Annotated in this window: 16 protein-coding genes; 11 read left to right on the top strand and 5 right to left on the bottom strand. The window is 41.5% G+C overall.

From position 1 onward, the window contains the following. The first annotated feature begins 47 nt into the window (after positions 1-47). The 3 genes from fumC to IPZ60_RS10780 all read left to right on the top strand — a co-directional run bounded on the left by fumC (position 48) and on the right by IPZ60_RS10780 (position 3,617). The gene (gene fumC, locus IPZ60_RS10770) at positions 48-1,451 is read left to right on the top strand and encodes a class II fumarate hydratase (RefSeq protein WP_194197788.1); all 1,404 of its coding nucleotides are present in this window, start codon (positions 48-50) and stop codon (positions 1,449-1,451) included. A gap of 315 nt (positions 1,452-1,766) precedes the next feature. Continuing rightward, positions 1,767-2,294, top strand: a complete 528-nt coding sequence (locus IPZ60_RS10775; protein WP_020444073.1) for a peroxiredoxin — start codon at positions 1,767-1,769, stop codon at positions 2,292-2,294. A gap of 177 nt (positions 2,295-2,471) precedes the next feature. Then, a complete protein-coding gene (locus IPZ60_RS10780; protein ID WP_194197789.1) occupies positions 2,472-3,617 on the top strand; it encodes a PIN domain-containing protein in 1,146 nt (381 codons plus the stop codon). A 236-nt stretch (positions 3,618-3,853) separates the two neighbouring features. Here IPZ60_RS10780 and IPZ60_RS10785 read toward each other — a convergent pair whose 3' ends face one another. The 4 genes from IPZ60_RS10785 to IPZ60_RS10800 all read right to left on the bottom strand — a co-directional run bounded on the left by IPZ60_RS10785 (position 3,854) and on the right by IPZ60_RS10800 (position 7,444). Then, complete coding sequence (locus IPZ60_RS10785; RefSeq protein WP_194197790.1) at positions 3,854-4,666, bottom strand: MipA/OmpV family protein; 813 nt, start codon at positions 4,664-4,666, stop codon at positions 3,854-3,856. 114 nt (positions 4,667-4,780) lie between these two features. Further along, positions 4,781-5,761, bottom strand: coding sequence for a rhomboid family intramembrane serine protease (locus IPZ60_RS10790; RefSeq protein WP_194197791.1), 981 nt, complete (start codon positions 5,759-5,761; stop codon positions 4,781-4,783). A 136-nt stretch (positions 5,762-5,897) separates the two neighbouring features. After that, positions 5,898-7,097 (bottom strand): alpha-hydroxy acid oxidase, encoded by a 1,200-nt coding sequence (locus tag IPZ60_RS10795; RefSeq protein ID WP_194197792.1) that lies wholly within the window; start codon positions 7,095-7,097, stop codon positions 5,898-5,900. A gap of 38 nt (positions 7,098-7,135) precedes the next feature. After that, positions 7,136-7,444, bottom strand: a complete 309-nt coding sequence (locus tag IPZ60_RS10800; RefSeq protein ID WP_194197793.1) for a glutaredoxin family protein — start codon at positions 7,442-7,444, stop codon at positions 7,136-7,138. 207 nt (positions 7,445-7,651) lie between these two features. On the opposite strand from IPZ60_RS10800, the gene mtgA reads away from it, so the two are divergent. The 6 genes from mtgA (at position 7,652) to IPZ60_RS10830 (ending at position 12,040) form a co-directional block, all read left to right on the top strand. Then, positions 7,652-8,329, top strand: a complete 678-nt coding sequence (mtgA, locus tag IPZ60_RS10805) for a monofunctional biosynthetic peptidoglycan transglycosylase (protein WP_194197794.1) — start codon at positions 7,652-7,654, stop codon at positions 8,327-8,329. A gap of 73 nt (positions 8,330-8,402) precedes the next feature. Further along, positions 8,403-10,607, top strand: a complete 2,205-nt coding sequence (ppk1, locus tag IPZ60_RS10810; RefSeq protein WP_194197856.1) for a polyphosphate kinase 1 — start codon at positions 8,403-8,405, stop codon at positions 10,605-10,607. A 276-nt stretch (positions 10,608-10,883) separates the two neighbouring features. Then, entirely contained in the window at positions 10,884-11,054 is a 171-nt protein-coding gene (locus IPZ60_RS10815; RefSeq protein ID WP_194197795.1) for a hypothetical protein, read from the top strand. 56 nt (positions 11,055-11,110) lie between these two features. Further along, positions 11,111-11,362 carry a hypothetical protein gene (locus tag IPZ60_RS10820; protein WP_194197796.1) on the top strand — a complete coding sequence of 84 codons (252 nt, stop codon included), beginning with the start codon at positions 11,111-11,113 and terminating at the stop codon, positions 11,360-11,362. Positions 11,363-11,475: 113 nt separating this feature from the next. Then, on the top strand, positions 11,476-11,775 hold the full coding sequence (locus IPZ60_RS10825; protein ID WP_227669336.1) for a hypothetical protein: 300 nt from the start codon (positions 11,476-11,478) through the stop codon (positions 11,773-11,775). 64 nt (positions 11,776-11,839) lie between these two features. Beyond that, positions 11,840-12,040 carry a hypothetical protein gene (locus IPZ60_RS10830; RefSeq protein WP_194197798.1) on the top strand — a complete coding sequence of 67 codons (201 nt, stop codon included), beginning with the start codon at positions 11,840-11,842 and terminating at the stop codon, positions 12,038-12,040. A 180-nt stretch (positions 12,041-12,220) separates the two neighbouring features. Here the strand turns inward: IPZ60_RS10830 and IPZ60_RS10835 are convergent, their stop codons facing one another. After that, a complete protein-coding gene (locus IPZ60_RS10835) occupies positions 12,221-12,967 on the bottom strand; it encodes a tRNA-(ms[2]io[6]A)-hydroxylase (protein WP_194197799.1) in 747 nt (248 codons plus the stop codon). Positions 12,968-13,597: 630 nt separating this feature from the next. Between IPZ60_RS10835 and IPZ60_RS10840 the strand changes: the two genes are divergently transcribed. Together IPZ60_RS10840 and IPZ60_RS10845 are read left to right on the top strand one after the other, a co-directional pair. After that, the gene (locus IPZ60_RS10840) at positions 13,598-15,796 is read left to right on the top strand and encodes a malate synthase G (protein ID WP_194197800.1); all 2,199 of its coding nucleotides are present in this window, start codon (positions 13,598-13,600) and stop codon (positions 15,794-15,796) included. Positions 15,797-16,427: 631 nt separating this feature from the next. Then, complete coding sequence (locus tag IPZ60_RS10845) at positions 16,428-17,480, top strand: porin (protein ID WP_194197801.1); 1,053 nt, start codon at positions 16,428-16,430, stop codon at positions 17,478-17,480. Positions 17,481-17,645 lie beyond the last annotated feature (165 nt).

The following is a 17,645-nucleotide window of genomic DNA, read 5'->3' on the forward strand; positions in this document are numbered from 1 at the left end:
TTTTTACGAAGCAGTCATAAAACAACAAACCATCAAAGAGGGTAGTTATGTCGACACAGAATCAGGCAACTCGTACCGAAAAAGACACCATGGGCAACGTGGAAGTCCCAGCTGACGCTTATTGGGGTGCGCAAACCCAGCGTAGCCGTGAGAACTTTAAAATCGGTGGCGAGACTTTGCCACGTCCGATGATTGAAGCAATGGCATTGGTCAAAAAAGCCGCTGCAATCACCAACGCTAGCCTTGAGCGTATCGAAGATGACAAGCGCGATTTAATCGTGCAAGCTGCTGACGAAATTATCAACGGTGGTCTAACGGATCAGTTCCCATTGGTTGTATGGCAGACGGGTTCTGGTACGCAGTCAAACATGAACATGAACGAAGTATTGGCTAATCGTGCCAACGAAATCGCTGGTTCTGAGCGTGGTAGCTACACGCCAATTCACCCAAATGACCATGTAAACCATGCACAGTCTACCAACGACAGCTTCCCAACGGCGATTCGTGTGGCGGCTGCTCGTCAAATCAATAGCTTGTTAATTCCAGCGGTAAATGCACTACGCGACACATTAGCGGCTAAAGCCAAAGAATTTGATAGCATCGTAAAAATCGGTCGTACGCATTTACAAGACGCCACGCCTTTGACGTTGGGTCAAGAGTTCAGCGGCTATGTTAGCCAACTTGATTACTCATTGGTACGTATTGATAACGCGCTACAAGGTCTATATGAGTTGCCATTAGGTGGTACTGCGGTTGGTACTGGTCTAAACGCGCATCCTGATTACGCAGTAACCGCTGCTGAACAGTTAGCGACATTGACTGGCTTGCCATTCGTCACCTCACCAAACAAGTTTGAAGCACTAGCGGCTCGTGATGCTGAAGTATTTGCGTCAGGCGCACTAAAAACGCTAGCAGCTAGCTTAAACAAAATCGCTAACGACGTACGTTGGTTGGCATCAGGTCCTCGTTGTGGTCTAGGCGAATTGACGATTCCAGAGAACGAGCCAGGCTCTTCTATCATGCCGGGTAAAGTAAACCCAACTCAGTCAGAAGCATTGACGATGGTGGTCGCTCAAGTCATGGGTAACGATGTGACGATCAGCATGGCTGGTGCATCAGGTAACTTTGAGCTAAACGTGTATAAGCCAGTTATCGCGTTTAACTTGTTGCAATCTATCAAACTATTGGGCGATGGCTGCAATAGCTTCAATGAAAACTGTGCCGTTGGTATCGAGCCAGTAAAAGACAAAATCGATGATTTCTTGCACAACTCATTGATGCTAGTCACTGCATTGAACCGTCATGTTGGTTATGAGAATGCTGCGAAAATCGCTAAAACTGCTTATAAAGAAAACAAAACGTTGAAGCAAGTGGCGGTTGAGCTAGAGCTATTAACTGAAGCTCAGTTTGATGAGTGGGTTATTCCTGCTGATATGGTAAATCCTAAGTAAGCAGCAGACCAAGCAGTAGATCAAGTAGTGACCTGCTACGGCGTCAGACTCGCTTAATGTACGAGCAGTACAAGTTGCACTCGTATTTCTAGTAGCAGCATCATATTTGTTCCACTGAAAATTTAGTAAAAAAAGACCTTGTCACTTCTTATACGAGAATGTGGCAAGGTCTTTTTTTGGTTTATATTTTTAAAGCTAGCTCTATATTTTATATAGTGAATGTAATCTCAAAGATTGCTTATGGACTACTATAACTATTATCATATACATGCAGAATTTTGGAAAAAAAGACAATAACCTAAATCGGAGTAAACAATGATTACCCATGTACCTGATATGACTTTTAAAACTCGTGTTCGTGATGACTCTATTGGAGGAGACAACCCGTTTACATGGTATGATCTAACCACAGATGAATTATTTGCCAATAAAAAAGTGGTTGTGTTTTCTCTACCAGGTGCCTTTACGCCAACTTGTTCGACCAGCCATCTCCCTCGTTATGAAGCGCTTTATAATGAGTTTAAAGCATTAGGCATAGATGAAATAGTTTGCATTTCTGTCAATGATGCGTTCGTCATGTATCAATGGGGTCTAAAGCAAAACCGTGAAAACGTTTTCTTACTTCCTGATGGTAATGGTGAGTTCACTCGTAAAATGGGCATGCTTGTTGACAAGAGTAATGTTGGCTTTGGTATGCGCTCATGGCGTTATTCGATGGTAGTCGACAATAAAGAAGTTAAAAAAGTGTTTAAGGAAGCTGATTTTGGCGACAACTGCCCAATAGACCCATTTGAAGTATCAGATGCAGACACTATGTTAGCGTATTTAAAAAGTAATGCTTAGATTCCACTGAGAATTTAGAAATAAAAAGACCTTGTCATGCAATATGGCAAGGTCTTTTTGTATTCTTATAGCAGTTTTTCTACTACCAAACGTTCCTATTTTGCTATATTGTTCAACGAACTAGAGTATATCAAATATATGTCCTCTTATTAACCAGATAAGCATAGAAGAGTTAAAATGGATAAAACATTAATAGAATTAGATTTTGGTGCAATATCAATAGACAACTCAACCTTTAAAAGCGATGGATATAGATTTGATGAGGGTATTTTAGCTCAATTAGTCCAGTTTAAAGATAGTCCAGTAAAATTGGTTCAGACAGATATTGTCCATAATGAAGCCATCAAACACATTGGCCAGGAGTTAGAGCAAGCGCGTAGCTCAATATTTAAAGCTATAAGGTCTGCTGATAAGCAGCTAAAAATTGCTGAAAAAATAATTGAGCAAGCAAGTAATTTGCTCTCAATTGAAGGTTCTGAATTTGAGATAGCTGAGAGCCGCTTGAACAAATTTTATGAATCAACAGGTTGTTTAAAGTTAGAAGCTAAAAACCATGTTGATATAGAAGAGTTGATGCAAACTTACTTTTCTACTGAAGCTCCTTTTGAAAAAAGTGCGAATAAGAAAAATGAATTTCCTGATGCAATAGCTTTACTTACATTAGAAAATTGGGCGGAGGAAAACGATATTAATATTATTGCTGTTAGCCAAGACAAAGGATGGTCTAACTATGCTAAATCTTCTAATAGAATAACTATTATTAACTCTCTTGCACAAGCTTTTGAAAAATTCCAGCCACATAATAAAGTTAGTGTAATTATCAAGAAAATTAGAGAGGATGCACTTTTACAGAGTAATAATCACGTACTGGACTCAATTCAGGATTCAATTTGTAATAGCCTATATGATGAAATGATTGATGTAGAAGCCAATAGTGCATTTCATTATGACTGGGATGATTTGTTAGTTAGCTATATCAGTCATGAGCTAGAGTTAAACCGTGATGGCTTAGTTGATGTTCATGTTGTAAGTATTGATACGGAATGTATTCTTCTCAGTGTTAAAGCTAGCGTTGAAATTCAAATAGAAGCAAGTTTTAATTTTTATGTTAAGGACTCTATAGATAAAGACTATATTGGTCTGAGTAGTAATTATTGCATCACTTCAGATGAGTATGAAACGGATATACTCGTTACTCTTGCTGGTAACTTTTCAGAAGACTTTGAGGGTTTAGAGGTATGTAATGTTGAAGTTCTAGATTCTATAGGAAGAGTGGATTTTGGGTTCATTGAGCCAGATTGGGGTAATGAGTATGACGAGTAGTAGTTTATATCTGTAGATTGTAATTTGTTATTAATCTTTGTGAGACTCTGAAAAAGCATAATAATCATACTCCCAGTAAATGACAGTTAATAGATATCAAAAAGGTAACGTGAATAAGTTAAATACTGTTAATTACCAAAATAGAATACGTAGGAAACCTTTTAATTTAATGATATAAAAAAGACCTTACCACATCACGCGGCAAGGTCTTTTTGTTATCAAAAATCCAAGCTTAATTAAAACTTATAAAGCAAACCAAGCGTCGTCGCCGCTTCAGTACGTGAGTCAACCATTGGACTATCGTATTGCTCATTTGGGACATAGCTCACGCTTTGATTGGCAAATCCTGCCCAACGGTCATTGAAGTCATAGTTGGCACTAATATTAATATATGGGTTCACACTCGAATTAGATTTATAAGCGTCAACGCCTGTTTCCGCTGATTCTTCATCACTGACGCCATAGTAATATTCATTGTAATCAGCATCATGATACTCAAAACCAATGCTTGGATAGACCGTCAGCTTGCCTTTAGTGATTCTGGCAAGATACGTCAAGCGAGCCGTGTTGCCGCCACTACGATCTAACACATCAGTCCCTATCTGAGCACGGATGCCGCCAACAGATGTACGACGCTGATAGCTCAGACCTGCTTCTGCTGATGATTTGCGTTTATCAAGACCTTGAAGCGCACCATTGGCATCATCAGGATCAAACTCAGAACCAGCGAGTTTGGCATAGGCAGACAACTGATTGACACCATCATTGATCGCGTAGACACCCGCTTGCGCGCCGCGTACATAAAATCTGTTATTGTCATAAAATGCACCTGGCAACACATTGACCTCGGTATCGTCTTCCAGATCATAAGCTGATTTGACCGCCATGACGTTGACGCCGACGCTGAGTACGGCATCTTTGTCAGTCGGTAAGTTGTCATTAAAAATCGCAGCGTTAGACAGGCTAGCCACACTGAATAGCGCAGTAGCGGTTAACGCATTGAACATAGTACGCGTAGAGATATGAGGTAGCGCTGCAAGTGTAAACATAAGAGAATCTCGTAAAGGAGTGGTCGTCATAAGGTAAAACAGTTAGGTAGCAATAAGCGAGTAGGGAAAACCAAACTAAGAAGCCGTTGAGCCATGATAGATAAGTATGGGCGTTTACTCAATAGCTTTTAATATTTGTAGTATCTGATAGTGAATATCTTGCCACCACCAGACGAAGCCAATGCTGATCAATAACATCGCTAGCCATGGCAATAACTGCCAGATAAAGGAGGGTTTGATAGGTGTTTTTGCTGTGATGCTGTTGGCATGAACAGTGTTGATATCTGACCCTGCATCCGTTCCAGTATTACTTTGAGTATAAGCATCATCGCTACGTGAATCGGTTATATCTAAATCAGTAGCCTGACGAGCTGAGTAACTATCGATGCTAGGCGGTTGATTGATGTAGGTCGTTTGATAACGGTGTGAAGTTTGGTTTTGATAGATAGCTGCATTTTGTAGCGCGACAGCCAAACGCTGACGGTAAGCAACCGCGAAAGCCAGTGCAATCACCAGTCCGGTCATAGCGCCACCAATATGACCCGCATTATCAATTCCCGGTACAGCAAAACCATAAACCAAGTTAATGCCCATGATGAATATCAGGCTTTTTAGATTCAGCACCATGCCATTTACTGATATCTTAAACAGGGCAGTGATTAATAATGCTGCACCAATACCCATAATACCACCAGAAGCACCAGCCGACAGCCCAGGTTGTCCCGTACCATCTAAAAGACTTTGCCATGTCACATAACTATTGAGTAAATTACCACCGATTGCAGACAATAAAAACAATGCCAAAAACTTGGCTGAGCCAAACATCGGCTCGGCAACTTGCCCAAAGAAATACATAGCAAAGCCATTAAACAACAAATGCATCAAACCAATGTGCAAAAACGCACTACTGACTAGCCGCCATGGTTGGTCTTGCATAGTGTAAGGCAACGCATTCGCGCCCCAGTTGAGCAAAGCCTCCGTCGATGGATTGTTGGCATCAACGCCTGTCAGCACTTGCATAATAAATAAGCCAATAAAGCTGACTAACAATAACGTGGTGACGGGCGCTGTTTTGAATAACTGTTGAATGGTCATAAAAGCTAACTACTAATGAAAGGTTATGAGTAGAGTATAAAGGGTATGGTCAGATAATGTTATGCATCAACCTGCCAGTATGTTTTAAAGCTTGGCAAGTGAATGATTGACAGCTTTAGTGATAAACATGGTGTTTCTAATAATTAGGAATTTTGAGGTTTTCATAAGTGCCTTTTACCAAGATATCATCTGTGACGTTATTGATATCGGTATGACCACAGAACGCCATCGATATATCACATTCGTTATAGATGAGCTCAAGTGCGCGGCGTACGCCATCCTCACCATAAGCACCAAGCCCGTATAAAAATGCTCGGCCAATCATCGTGCCTTTCGCACCCAGTGATATAGCCTTTAATACATCTTGACCAGAGCGAATACCACTGTCTAACCAGACCTCGATATCGCTATTTTCGGCATGGACAGCTTGCACGATATCAGACAGCGCAGAGATGGAAGACAGCGCACCATCCAATTGACGGCCTCCATGATTGGAGACGACCAGTGCATCAGCGCCACTACGAGCGGCCATGATGGCATCTTCAGGTTCCATGATACCTTTGATGATGAGCTTGCCACCCCATGCATCTTTGATACGAGCGACATCGTCCCAGCTCAGCCGCGGATCAAACTGCTCTGCGGTCCATGAGCTTAATGAGGACAGATCCTCAACGCCTTTTGCATGACCAACGATATTACCAAAATTGTGGCGTTTGGTGCCCAGCATGTTCATGCACCATTGCGGCTTGGTCATTAGGTTAATGATATTGGCGAGCGTGGGTTTCGGCGGTGCAGATAAGCCATTTTTTATGTCTTTATGGCGTTGTCCCATGACTTGCAAGTCGGCAGTTAATATCAGTGCCGAGCAATTGGCATCTTTTGCCCGTTGAATCAGATTGGCCATAAAATCCTGATCACGCATGACATACAGCTGAAACCAAAACGGCGCACTGGTGTTTTCAGCGACATCCTCGATAGAGCAGATGCTCATGGTCGAGAGTGAGAAGGGCACACCGAATTTTTCGGCCGCCTGAGCAGCTTTAATTTCGCCATCCGCCCACATCATGCCGGTAAATCCTGTTGGGGCGATGGCTACTGGCATCTTGACGGACTCGCCAATCATCTGTGTCGCCAGACTGCGATTGTCCATATCGACCAAGACCCGCTGGCGCAATTTGATACGGTCAAAGTCAGTTTCATTACTGCGATACGTGGTTTCGGTCCATGAGCCTGAATCGACATAATCATAAAACATACGCGGCACTTTGCGTTCGGCGATTCGGCGCAAGTCTTCGATTTCAGTAATCTTTTTTAAAATAGGCGTTAAGTCTCTCATGGCGTTCCCACTATCTGATTTTTATGACTGTTTTAATATTATTGACTGAGCAGTTGCTGTAAGTCCAGTACCGAAAATGGATAATTTAATCGCTTTGACGGTGTCAAGATAACGGGAATCGTGGTGGCAAACTCCATCATCAGAGATTCATCAAAATCAGCGATATCGACATTGTGATAATCTATGGGCTGTACTGCTTGAAACTGTGCCAGCAGTTGCGCGGCGATATCACATAGATGACAGCCAGACGTGCCTAGCAACCACCATTTATCTTGATAGGCATTAAGGCTAGGGGATTTTTCAATGATCCGTGCTCGTAGTTCTTTTATATTATTATCATCGTACATAGTTGTTCTCTTGTTTTAATACTTGTCACAAAAAGCTTTTCTTAGAATTTTAATCAAAAATTAACATAGTGTTTCACCGTTATGACATGATAAAGAAGTAGGGTAAATAATGACAGCGATTGTGAGATTAGGTAAGATGACCTGCTGCTTTTCATTACTGACTTATTACTTCATCTTATTACCTTTTTTAACATTTGGATATCGCGCATGGCAAGTTTTGGCAAATTTCTCAAACGACTATTATTGGTATTGATACTGTTAGTCGTGGCATTTCACGTGCTAGTCGCTGGACTGCTGTTAATTTGGAAAACGCAGCCGATCAATAACAGTATGTTTATGTTGTCGCATCGCCTAACGGGTGGAACGGTCACGCAGACGTGGGCCGATTATGATGCCATTGCAAAATCTGCCAAACAAGCGGCGATAGTGAGTGAGGATTCGACCTTCAGCCAACATAGTGGTTTTGATTTCAAAGGTATTAAAGCTGCACGTAAGAAAAACGAAGAGACAGGTAAGGCGTCTGCTGGCGGCTCAACGATTACTCAGCAGCTCGCAAAAAACTTATTTTTGACCTCGCATCGTTCGTACGCTCGTAAAGGCGAAGAAGCGGTGATTACCGTGATGATTGAAACGCTATGGGACAAGCAGCGTATCTTGACTGCGTATCTCAACGTGGCAGAGTTTGGCGATGGTATTTATGGTATCGATGCGGCGGCGCATCATTATTTTGATAAGTCGGCTGCCAATCTCAACCGTGATGAGTCAGCTTTGCTTATTTCCATGCTGACCAACCCAAAATATTACGAAGACAATCAAGGTGACAGACGATTACGTAACAAACAGAGTGTCGTTAAAAAGCGTATGAAAAACGCAGTGTTACCATAGTCGCGCTAGTTTCATTAACCTACAAAAGATGATGGCGTATCGATAAAGTAAAAGGAATAATGACGTGTTAGATATGAATAAAGAGCAAAGTAGTGATAGCAATGTAAATGACATTGTGGCTGTTGATAATAAAGCTTATATAGAGGGCAATAATAAGAGTTTGACCACAGTGGCATGGCAGCGCTCAGAAGACGGTAGCTACTCGCCGAGCAGCTATATCAATCGTGACCTATCTTTATTGCAGTTTCATCTACGTGTACTAGCGCAGGCGGCCAGCCCTCGTCATCCGCTACTTGAGCGCCTGTTTTTCTTAATTATTTTCTCTTCAAACATCGATGAGTTTTTTGAGATTCGGGTTGCAGGCCTGATGCAAAAGCTCAATATTGGTGATGTCTCGACCAGCATCCATGGTATGCGTCCTAGTGAGGTGCTGAACGAGATATCCACAGTGATGCACGATGCTATCGATGAGCAGTATCGTATCCTTAATGAAGTTGTCTTGCCAGCGCTTGCCAAGGAAGACATTCGTTATCTAAAGCGCGATGAGCTGAATGCTGAGCAGTCGGCTTGGATGAAACGCTATTTCACTGAGCAAGTATCGCCAGTGTTGACGCCGATTAGTATTGATCCTGCGCATCCGTTCCCACGTTTGGTCAATAAAAGCTTAAACTTCATCGCTACGTTAGAAGGCAAAGATGCGTTTGGTCGTGATATCAATCTTGCGATTGTGCCAGCGCCGCGCAGCCTGCCACGTGTGATTCGTCTACCTGATGAATTGACAGGTGGCAAAGAGCATCATGTCATGCTATCTGCCATCATTCATGAGCATATCGGCGAGCTATTTCCTGGTATGAGTGTGACAGGGTGTCATCAGTTCAGGTTGACTCGTAATGCTGATTTAGATTTGGCTGATGATGTCGAAGATATTGCCAAAGCGCTAGAGGGTGAACTAGAGAATCGCCGGTTTGGTGATAAAGTGCGCTTAGAAGTTACAATGGACTGTCCGACACATATCAGTGACTATCTGCTCAATGAGTTTGAGCTGCATGACAATCAGCTATACCGCGTCAATGGTCCGGTCAACTTAACACGATTGCTGTTTGATTTTAATATTCCAGCGCTGCGTTATGAGCCATTTACGCATGTGATACCGAAAGAGTTCCGCCGTGAGATGGACAAGCTGGACAAAGCGACCAGTATGTTTGCGGCTATGCGCAAAAGAGATGTGCTCGTACATCATCCTTTTCATGCGTTTTCGCCAATTATCAATTTATTGTGGCAAGCGGCTAGTGATCCAAAAGTGCTAGCGATTAAGCAAACGCTGTATCGTTCAGGCACCAATTCAGAAATCGTCAAAGCACTTGCCGCTGCTGCTCGTAATGGTAAAGAGGTGACTGCCGTCATCGAGCTGCGCGCGCGTTTCGATGAAGCCTCTAATATTGCTGTTGCCAACTATTTGCAAGAAGCGGGCGCGGTCGTGGTCTATGGTATCGTCGGTTATAAGACCCATGCCAAGCTTATGCTTATCGTACGCCGTGAGGATGACCGTATCCGCCGTTATGTGCATTTAGGTACAGGTAACTATCACGCTGCCAACGCAAAAGTCTATACCGACTATGGTTTGTTTAGCGCAGATCCCGACATCTCTGAAGACGTTCATAAAATATTCCAAGAGCTGACAGGGATGGGTAAACCCGCCAATCTTAAAAAGCTACTGCATGCCCCATTTACGTTACATGATAAATTAATACGCTTTATCGATGATGAGATTGCACATGCAAAAGCAGGTAAACGCGCTCATATTATTGTGAAAGTTAACGCTCTGACTGAGCGTCGACTGATTGCTAAGTTATACGATGCCTCGCAAGTAGGGGTCAAAATCGAGCTGATTTTGCGTTCTATGTGTTGTCTACGTCCACAAGTAAAAGGTCTGTCTGAAAATATTACAGTACGCTCTGTGATCGGCCGGTTTTTAGAGCATACGCGTATTTATTATTTTTATAACAATGGTGATGAGCGCTTATATTGTGGCAGTGCCGATTGGATGGATCGTAATTTGTTTCATCGCGTAGAAGTGGCATTTCCCATTGAAGACAAAAAACTGTTTAAGCAAGTCTATCAAGATGGGTTACTCAGTTATCTAAAAGACAATACTCAAGCTTGGACACTGGATGGTAATGGTGTGTGGACTCATCTGCAACCAGTAGCGGGTGAAACACCGTATGTTGCCCAAGAACACCTATTAAAGGTTATTAATGGGGTAGGAGATTCAGTCTAGCGTATTTTGTGAATGACATCTTTGATGGCATTAAAAGTGGCAAATGAATGAACAAAACCAAGCGCTGGTAGATACTGGCGCTTGGTTTTTATTTGGGCAAATGATCTGTATAAGTTACAAACTGTCTTGTAACCTCACATTTATTCACATATTGATACGGCAGTACACTGGTGAGGTGCGCAACGTTCTACTTATAATCAATATCAGTCCTAATAGATAGGCAGCTACATAAAAGAGCAAGTAAAACCAATGAATTATAAAAATAGGGAAATCATTATGAGTACGACAAACAACGACAGCTCAGATATCAAACAAGCAGCAGAAAATGCTGACAGCAAACAAATTGCACAAAATCTCAAGAGTGATAAAAAAGTAGATGCGCCTGAATCGTTGAGTGAAGAAGAGAAAACCCCTTTCATTGAAGATGAACTACGCACTGACAAATAGTCACGTTAAGAAATGCTTTGATTTAATTGTTAACATATCAACGAGAGGGACATGCTATGACAATTGATAGTCAGTCAAACAATGAAGAAAAAGTAGTAGTCAATGATTTGGCAGCATCACATCCAAATAATGCGCAGGACAGTTACGAAGGCCGTAAACATGAGCCGGACATTGATGGTCCACAGCAAGACTCACAAGAAACAGATGAAATCTACGCTGATCCACGCAAAGAAGAAGACTTACCAGCGGGTGGCAAAAATGTTGCGGACTTAAATGTCCACGACTTGAGCCAAAAAGGTAACGAGTAAAGATTGGCTGATGTCGGATGAATTTGATAAACAGCTTTTAATGATAAATAACTTCTAACGATAATTGACATAGTCGTTAAAAAGAGACGAATAAAAATAATAAGGATATGACCATGGAAAACAAAAAATCAGCATTATCAGATGACCAGATAGAAGAGAATATCATTGAGAACAAAGGAACGGACACGTTTGAAGAAGGGGTTGTTCGTTCAGAACACGTAAATGACAATGATAATCCTGCCCGTCAGCCTGATCGCCGTGACCAAGAAGGCAATGCTTTTGATGACGGTATTAATGAGCATACAGTTGGCAGCGAGCCTTCTAAAAGTGAAGGTATCAATAATCTAAACCGTTATGCAAACGCTGATAATGCGCAATCACGTGTGTTGAACCCTGATGAAAAAGACAGATAGTATTTACTCAGTAATTTATATGTAGATAAAACAACAATAATAGCGACGAGAGTGAGGTGTCATTATGAGCATGCCAGATGATAAGGCAGTGAGTGAGAGTCATAAATTAAAAGATGCAGATGATAACAATGGCATTGTCGCTGATGATGCCTTACAGAAAGCTAATCCTGCTGCTGCAGAAAGAGCCACGGACGATCACGACCCACATAATATTGCCAAAAACCATAAACAGTATGACAGTCCATTAATGAAAGACGACAAATAGTGATTTATTGTGACGGTTCTGGATTTAACAAAAATGTCATAAGCAAAAACGTCAATAGACAGATCTAATCAGAATCAGAAAAGGTTATACTAGGGTTCAAGCTAAATATCTTGAACCCTAGTATAACCTTTTTTTATTTGTCTAAACGATTACCAGTATCTAAACAACTATCAACAATATCTAAGCAGGTGTACCGCTATGAAAGCGTAATTCAGTATCTGGACTGGATATCAGCTCTGATTCCACTTCTTTAAAGAAAGCCACTCTTTCATCGATATTATCTTCTGACAGTGATTGAGCCAAGGCCAAGTAATCCTCAAAATGACGACTTTCTGATTTGAGTAAGTAGCGGTAGTACTTTGCCAAGCGCTCATCATCGATAACCTCAGCCAACGACGCAAATCGTTCGCAAGAGCGTGCTTCAATGAATGCTCCAATGATTAGCACATCAACCATCGCTGCTGGCTCGTAAGTGCGCTTGTGTTTCAACATGCCTTTAGCATAGCGTCCCGCACTGAGGTATTTCCACTCCAGACCACGTTCGTTCATGATGCCTAGTACCTGCTCGTAATGTAGCATTTCTTCACGTATCAACTGCGCTAACTTACACTGCAAATCATAGGAAAACTCATAGCGGAATATGAGATTCATGGCTGTGCCTGCTGCTTTCTTTTCACAATTGGCGTGGTCCTGAATGATTAACGGCAAGTTATTAATGGCAGCATCAACCCATGCTTGAGTGGTTTGAGTACCCAAGAAATTATAGACAGGGGAGAGGTCTACCTTTATAGGCGTCCGTAGTTGAGTGATATCAGCACTGTCTTTTTCTATTTCTATGCCGTCTTTTGCCATATCGTTGTCGTTCATAAGTTCATCGTTTAAGGCGTTATCACTGCTATTAATAGGTTTCATATTTTCTTTGTTCATAGTCTCTGTCATGGTTTAGTATTTGGTACGTATTGGCTAAACATAAAAATGGGATAGATAACTAATAATTATAAGTCAATACAGTAATGATTACTTACTGTTTATCTGGGCCTAATTGTCTGTGCATATAAAAGTACTGAGAATAGGCCTTAGGCTCGACAGCTTATAGGTCATCATTATTGTACAACCCCAACATTTACTTGGTGAATGATGTTTTCTTGTTTATTTCTGTATTTGATAGTAGGATAAGATTTTGCTAAAGCAGAATCTTTCTTACTATTGATATATCAGTCATCGCTTGGCAATGGATGGTAGACATTATAGCCCATGCTGATGCGACATAAAGCAACCGATGAATAGGTGTAGCCTTTTACGTTAAATGGCTGTATCTATGATTTATATTGTTTTTTACTAATGTTTTCACAAGCGTGCTTCAATGCCGCAAAAAATGTATGCTAGTAGCATAGCACAAATGTTTAAATCGCTATTCATGACAAGTTTATGTGATAGAACAACAGTTTTGATTCGTACTGCATCTAAACTTGGAATAGATGTCTAAGACCGACAATGTCCAATTATTGCGGTAGCAACTTCGTATTTACACTCTCACGAACAGATAAGGATAACAACATGAGCCAGTCTTCTAACGCCAATCGTATTCAAAAAGGCATCCTTGCCATCGACCAGCAATTGTATGACTTTATTGAAAACGAAGTGCTACCGAAAGTCGGTGTTGACTCAGACAGTTATTGGTCAGGTTTCGAAAAAATCATCAAAGAATTTACCCCGCGCAACAAGGCACTGCTGGCGACTCGTGACAAAATTCAAGCACAGATTGATCAGTGGCATCTAGACAACCCTGCCAAAGATGGCGAAATCGATTACCCCGCTTATAAATCATTTTTACAAGAGATTGGGTATCTATTACCAGAAGGCGATGATTTTAAAGTTAGCACACAAAACGTTGATGATGAGATTGCTCATATCGCAGGGCCACAGCTGGTTGTACCCGTGCGCAATGCTCGCTATGCACTGAACGCAACCAATGCACGTTGGGGTAGCTTGTACGATGCCTTATATGGTACCGATGTCATCAGTGATGATAATGGTCAAGAAGCAACAGGCGGCTATAACCCAACTCGCGGTGCTGCGGTCGTCGCTTATGCAAAAGCATTCTTAGATGAACATTTTGCGCTAGCATCAGGATCATACAATGATGCGACAGGCTTTGCAGTAGTTGATGGCATGCTTTCAGTTGTTCAAGGTGATAGCAGCACTTCGCTAAAAGACCCTGAAAAATTTGTCGGTTTTGTGGGTGATGCCGCAGCACCAACAGGTATTTTATTAAAGAACAACAATCTGCATGCCGAAATCCAAATCGATGCTAGCCATCCAGTCGGTAAAGATGATCCTGCAAATATTAAGGATGTCTTACTTGAGTCAGCGATTACAGCCATTCAAGATTGTGAAGACTCAGTCGCTGCGGTTGATGCGGAAGAAAAAGTTGAAGTCTATCGCAACTGGCTTGGTTTGATGAATGCTGACCTGCAAGAAACCTTCGAAAAAGGTGGCAAGACACGTACTCGTAAACAAAACCCAGACCGCGAATACACCACGCCAGATGGTGGCAAGCTTATCCTACCTGGTCGTTCGTTACTACTCATTCGTAACGTCGGCCACTTGATGCAAAACCCAGCAATCTTAGTAGATTTGGGTAATGGTCAAGAACAAATCTTTGAAGGATTGATGGATGGCTTAATCACACCATTATTGTCTTTAAATGATTTAAAAGGTAAAAACCCACTATCGAATTCACGCAAAGGCTCAATGTATATCGTTAAGCCAAAAATGCATGGCCCTGAAGAAGTCAAAATGGCCAATGATTTGTTTAATGCTTCAGAAGACTTGCTAGGGCTTGAGCGCAACAGCCTTAAAATCGGCATTATGGATGAAGAGCGTCGCATGACGGTCAATTTAAAAGAAGCCATTCGCCAAGCCAAAGAGCGTGTGATCTTTATCAATACTGGTTTCCTCGACCGTACAGGCGATGAGATGCATACCAGTATGAATGCAGGCCCATTTGTACCAAAAGGCGAGATGAAGTCACAAGCGTGGCAGCCAGCCTATGAGCAGTGGAACGTAGATGTTGGCCTTGAGACAGGTCTACAGGGTGTTGCTCAGATTGGTAAAGGCATGTGGGCGAAGCCTGATGAGATGAAAGAGATGATGGACACCAAGGCCGCGCATCCTAAGTCTGGTGCTAGTACGGCATGGGTACCGTCACCAACAGGGGCAACCTTGCACAGCATGCACTATCATCAAGTGAATGTGACAGAAGTACAAGACAGCTTGAAATCGCGTGAGCGTGCAAGCTTGGATGATATCTTGACCATTCCATTAGCGAAAGACATCAACTGGTCTAAAGAAGAAAAACAGCAAGAATTGGAGAACAATGCACAGGGTATCTTAGGCTACGTCGTACGTTGGGTAAACCAAGGCGTTGGTTGCTCTAAAGTACCTGATATCGATGATGTTGGTCTTATGGAGGATCGTGCCACGCTACGTATTTCAAGCCAGCATATTGCTAACTGGTTGCATCATAATGTGATCACTGAGGAGCAAGTGCTTGAGACCATGAAGCGTATGGCAAAAGTTGTTGATGAGCAAAATGCTGGTGACAGTGATTATCAGCCAATGGCCAGTGACTTCGAAAACTCTTATGCGTTCAAGGCCGCATGTGATTTAGTGTTTAAAGGACGTGAGCAGCCTAGTGGCTACACTGAACCATTGTTGCATCAGGCACGTCTTGATCTAAAAGCAAACACCTAACTTTGTAACTAGCACTAGGTACACTAGTTTGTTTTAAAGGCTACTACTAGCAGCTTTTTTTAGTGATTTGGTTTGATAACTGAATCACTATATTTCTTCCTGCAATTTAGCTTTGTAACTGAGCTTAATCATTTTTATGAGCGATACTTGTGTAAGCAAGTATCGCTTTATTTTTGGTTATCACACTACATTCATTACAAAAGTTTCAATTTCTTAGTAATTATATTAATCAATATTTTCTATATCTCATTGAGTCGATAGAAGTTTTTTAGTGATTGCTCAAATAATACCAAATACTTTTTACTCGATAATGAATGTATCGAAAAACTAAAGAAATATGTTGCAAATTATGTCAAAGTTGATATGCTTGTACTCGAAGTATGAGTTTGGTAACGGATGTTACGCAATGGAGTGATAAAGACGAAAGGTTACATGGCAGTTACGCTTTAGATCCCAGTCATGTAAATCATGTTTTTTTCATCTTACTGTAATAGAAATTCGCCACACTTGTTTCTGACTAATCTCGGTAGCCAGTTACACATTATATCTTTGAGGATTTGTGACGATACCATTATGAGCACCAGCTAATAATAGCTAGCTTATTACTAAAATTGTAAAGTGGAGATACCCCATGAAAAAACTACTTTTAGCTACAGCAGTTGCTGCCCTATCTGTTTCTGCAGCCAACGCAGCTCCAACTGTTTATGGTAAAGCATTCGTTGGTATGGACTATGTCGATATAGATGATGAATGGAGCAATAAAAATGAAGATTCAGTGCAAATCAACTCATACTCGTCACGCCTAGGTTTCAAAGGTTCTGAGGCGATCACTGCTAATACTGATGTGATCTATCAATATGAAGTAGGTATCAATATTGATGGTAATGAAGGTGACGATAATAATATCGCATTTAAAAGCCGCGATACTTTCCTAGGTTTCAAAAATGATAGCTACGGTGAACTCCGTTTTGGTCGCAACACATCAGTTGTTGATTATGTAAATAATGTTGTAACTTCTGGTAGTGGTTTTTGGGACAACCTAGGCTCGAATCAGCTTGATGAAAACGAGAACGGTTATAACATGACTGATAGTGGTCGCCGTGATAACTCAGTCATTTGGATGGCACCTAAATACAACAACTTACCATTAGATGTTGCACTTATGTATAAGGCAAATGAGTCACTAGATGACTCTACTGTCGATGCTGATGCAGGTTTTGCTGCTTCTGCTATGTATGATGCCGGTACTGGTATTACATTTGGTGCTGCTTATGACAACGATGTCAACCTAGATGGTGATTTACTCCGTGCCACTGCTGCTGTTGATCTAAGCAAGTATATGGCAGCTCCTGTAACTGTGGGCGCGATGTACCAAGTTGCTGATTTCGATGCCAGTCAGAAAATGGGCACTAGAGGTAGTGAGAAAGAAAAAGGTCTAGTCGTTAGTGCTAAGATGGGTCTAAACAACTTTGCTAAGCCAGCAGCTGTTTATATTCAGTATAACAATACTGACAACTTACTCGGCTTCAGTGATGCTGATTCTGATCAGATCGTTGTCGGTGGCGAATACAATTACAAACCTAACATGATTGCTCATGTTTGGGCCGGTCAAAACTCAGCTGACCTTGGTGGCAGTGATTATGATCTACTCGCAATTGGTGGTGGTCTAGAATACAAATTCTAATCTAAGCATTAGAATCTGATTAAAAAAACTCATCCTTCGGGGTGGGTTTTTTATTGTGTAGTACTTAAATTATAGAAAAATGTTGATTACCAACACGAAAACATAATAGTTTCTGACAGTTTGCATTTTTGCCCTATATTTTATAGCGTATTTTTAGTAAAATCC

The sequence above is a fragment of the Psychrobacter sp. NG25 genome (assembly GCF_015234355.1).
Lineage (GTDB): Bacteria > Pseudomonadota > Gammaproteobacteria > Pseudomonadales > Moraxellaceae > Psychrobacter.

Bases quoted from the DNA above. Each gene is read 5' to 3' on its own strand.
- fumC (WP_194197788.1), top strand. From the start codon at position 48: ATGTCGACACAGAATCAGGCAACTCGTACCGAAAAAGACACCATGGGC.
- IPZ60_RS10775 (WP_020444073.1), top strand. From the start codon at position 1,767: ATGATTACCCATGTACCTGATATGACTTTTAAAACTCGTGTTCGTGAT.
- IPZ60_RS10780 (WP_194197789.1), top strand. From the start codon at position 2,472: ATGGATAAAACATTAATAGAATTAGATTTTGGTGCAATATCAATAGAC.
- IPZ60_RS10785 (WP_194197790.1), bottom strand. From the start codon at position 4,666: ATGTTTACACTTGCAGCGCTACCTCATATCTCTACGCGTACTATGTTC.
- IPZ60_RS10790 (WP_194197791.1), bottom strand. From the start codon at position 5,761: ATGACCATTCAACAGTTATTCAAAACAGCGCCCGTCACCACGTTATTG.
- IPZ60_RS10795 (WP_194197792.1), bottom strand. From the start codon at position 7,097: ATGAGAGACTTAACGCCTATTTTAAAAAAGATTACTGAAATCGAAGAC.
- IPZ60_RS10800 (WP_194197793.1), bottom strand. From the start codon at position 7,444: ATGTACGATGATAATAATATAAAAGAACTACGAGCACGGATCATTGAA.
- mtgA (WP_194197794.1), top strand. From the start codon at position 7,652: ATGGCAAGTTTTGGCAAATTTCTCAAACGACTATTATTGGTATTGATA.
- ppk1 (WP_194197856.1), top strand. From the start codon at position 8,403: ATGAATAAAGAGCAAAGTAGTGATAGCAATGTAAATGACATTGTGGCT.
- IPZ60_RS10815 (WP_194197795.1), top strand. From the start codon at position 10,884: ATGAGTACGACAAACAACGACAGCTCAGATATCAAACAAGCAGCAGAA.
- IPZ60_RS10820 (WP_194197796.1), top strand. From the start codon at position 11,111: ATGACAATTGATAGTCAGTCAAACAATGAAGAAAAAGTAGTAGTCAAT.
- IPZ60_RS10825 (WP_227669336.1), top strand. From the start codon at position 11,476: ATGGAAAACAAAAAATCAGCATTATCAGATGACCAGATAGAAGAGAAT.
- IPZ60_RS10830 (WP_194197798.1), top strand. From the start codon at position 11,840: ATGAGCATGCCAGATGATAAGGCAGTGAGTGAGAGTCATAAATTAAAA.
- IPZ60_RS10835 (WP_194197799.1), bottom strand. From the start codon at position 12,967: ATGAACAAAGAAAATATGAAACCTATTAATAGCAGTGATAACGCCTTA.
- IPZ60_RS10840 (WP_194197800.1), top strand. From the start codon at position 13,598: ATGAGCCAGTCTTCTAACGCCAATCGTATTCAAAAAGGCATCCTTGCC.
- IPZ60_RS10845 (WP_194197801.1), top strand. From the start codon at position 16,428: ATGAAAAAACTACTTTTAGCTACAGCAGTTGCTGCCCTATCTGTTTCT.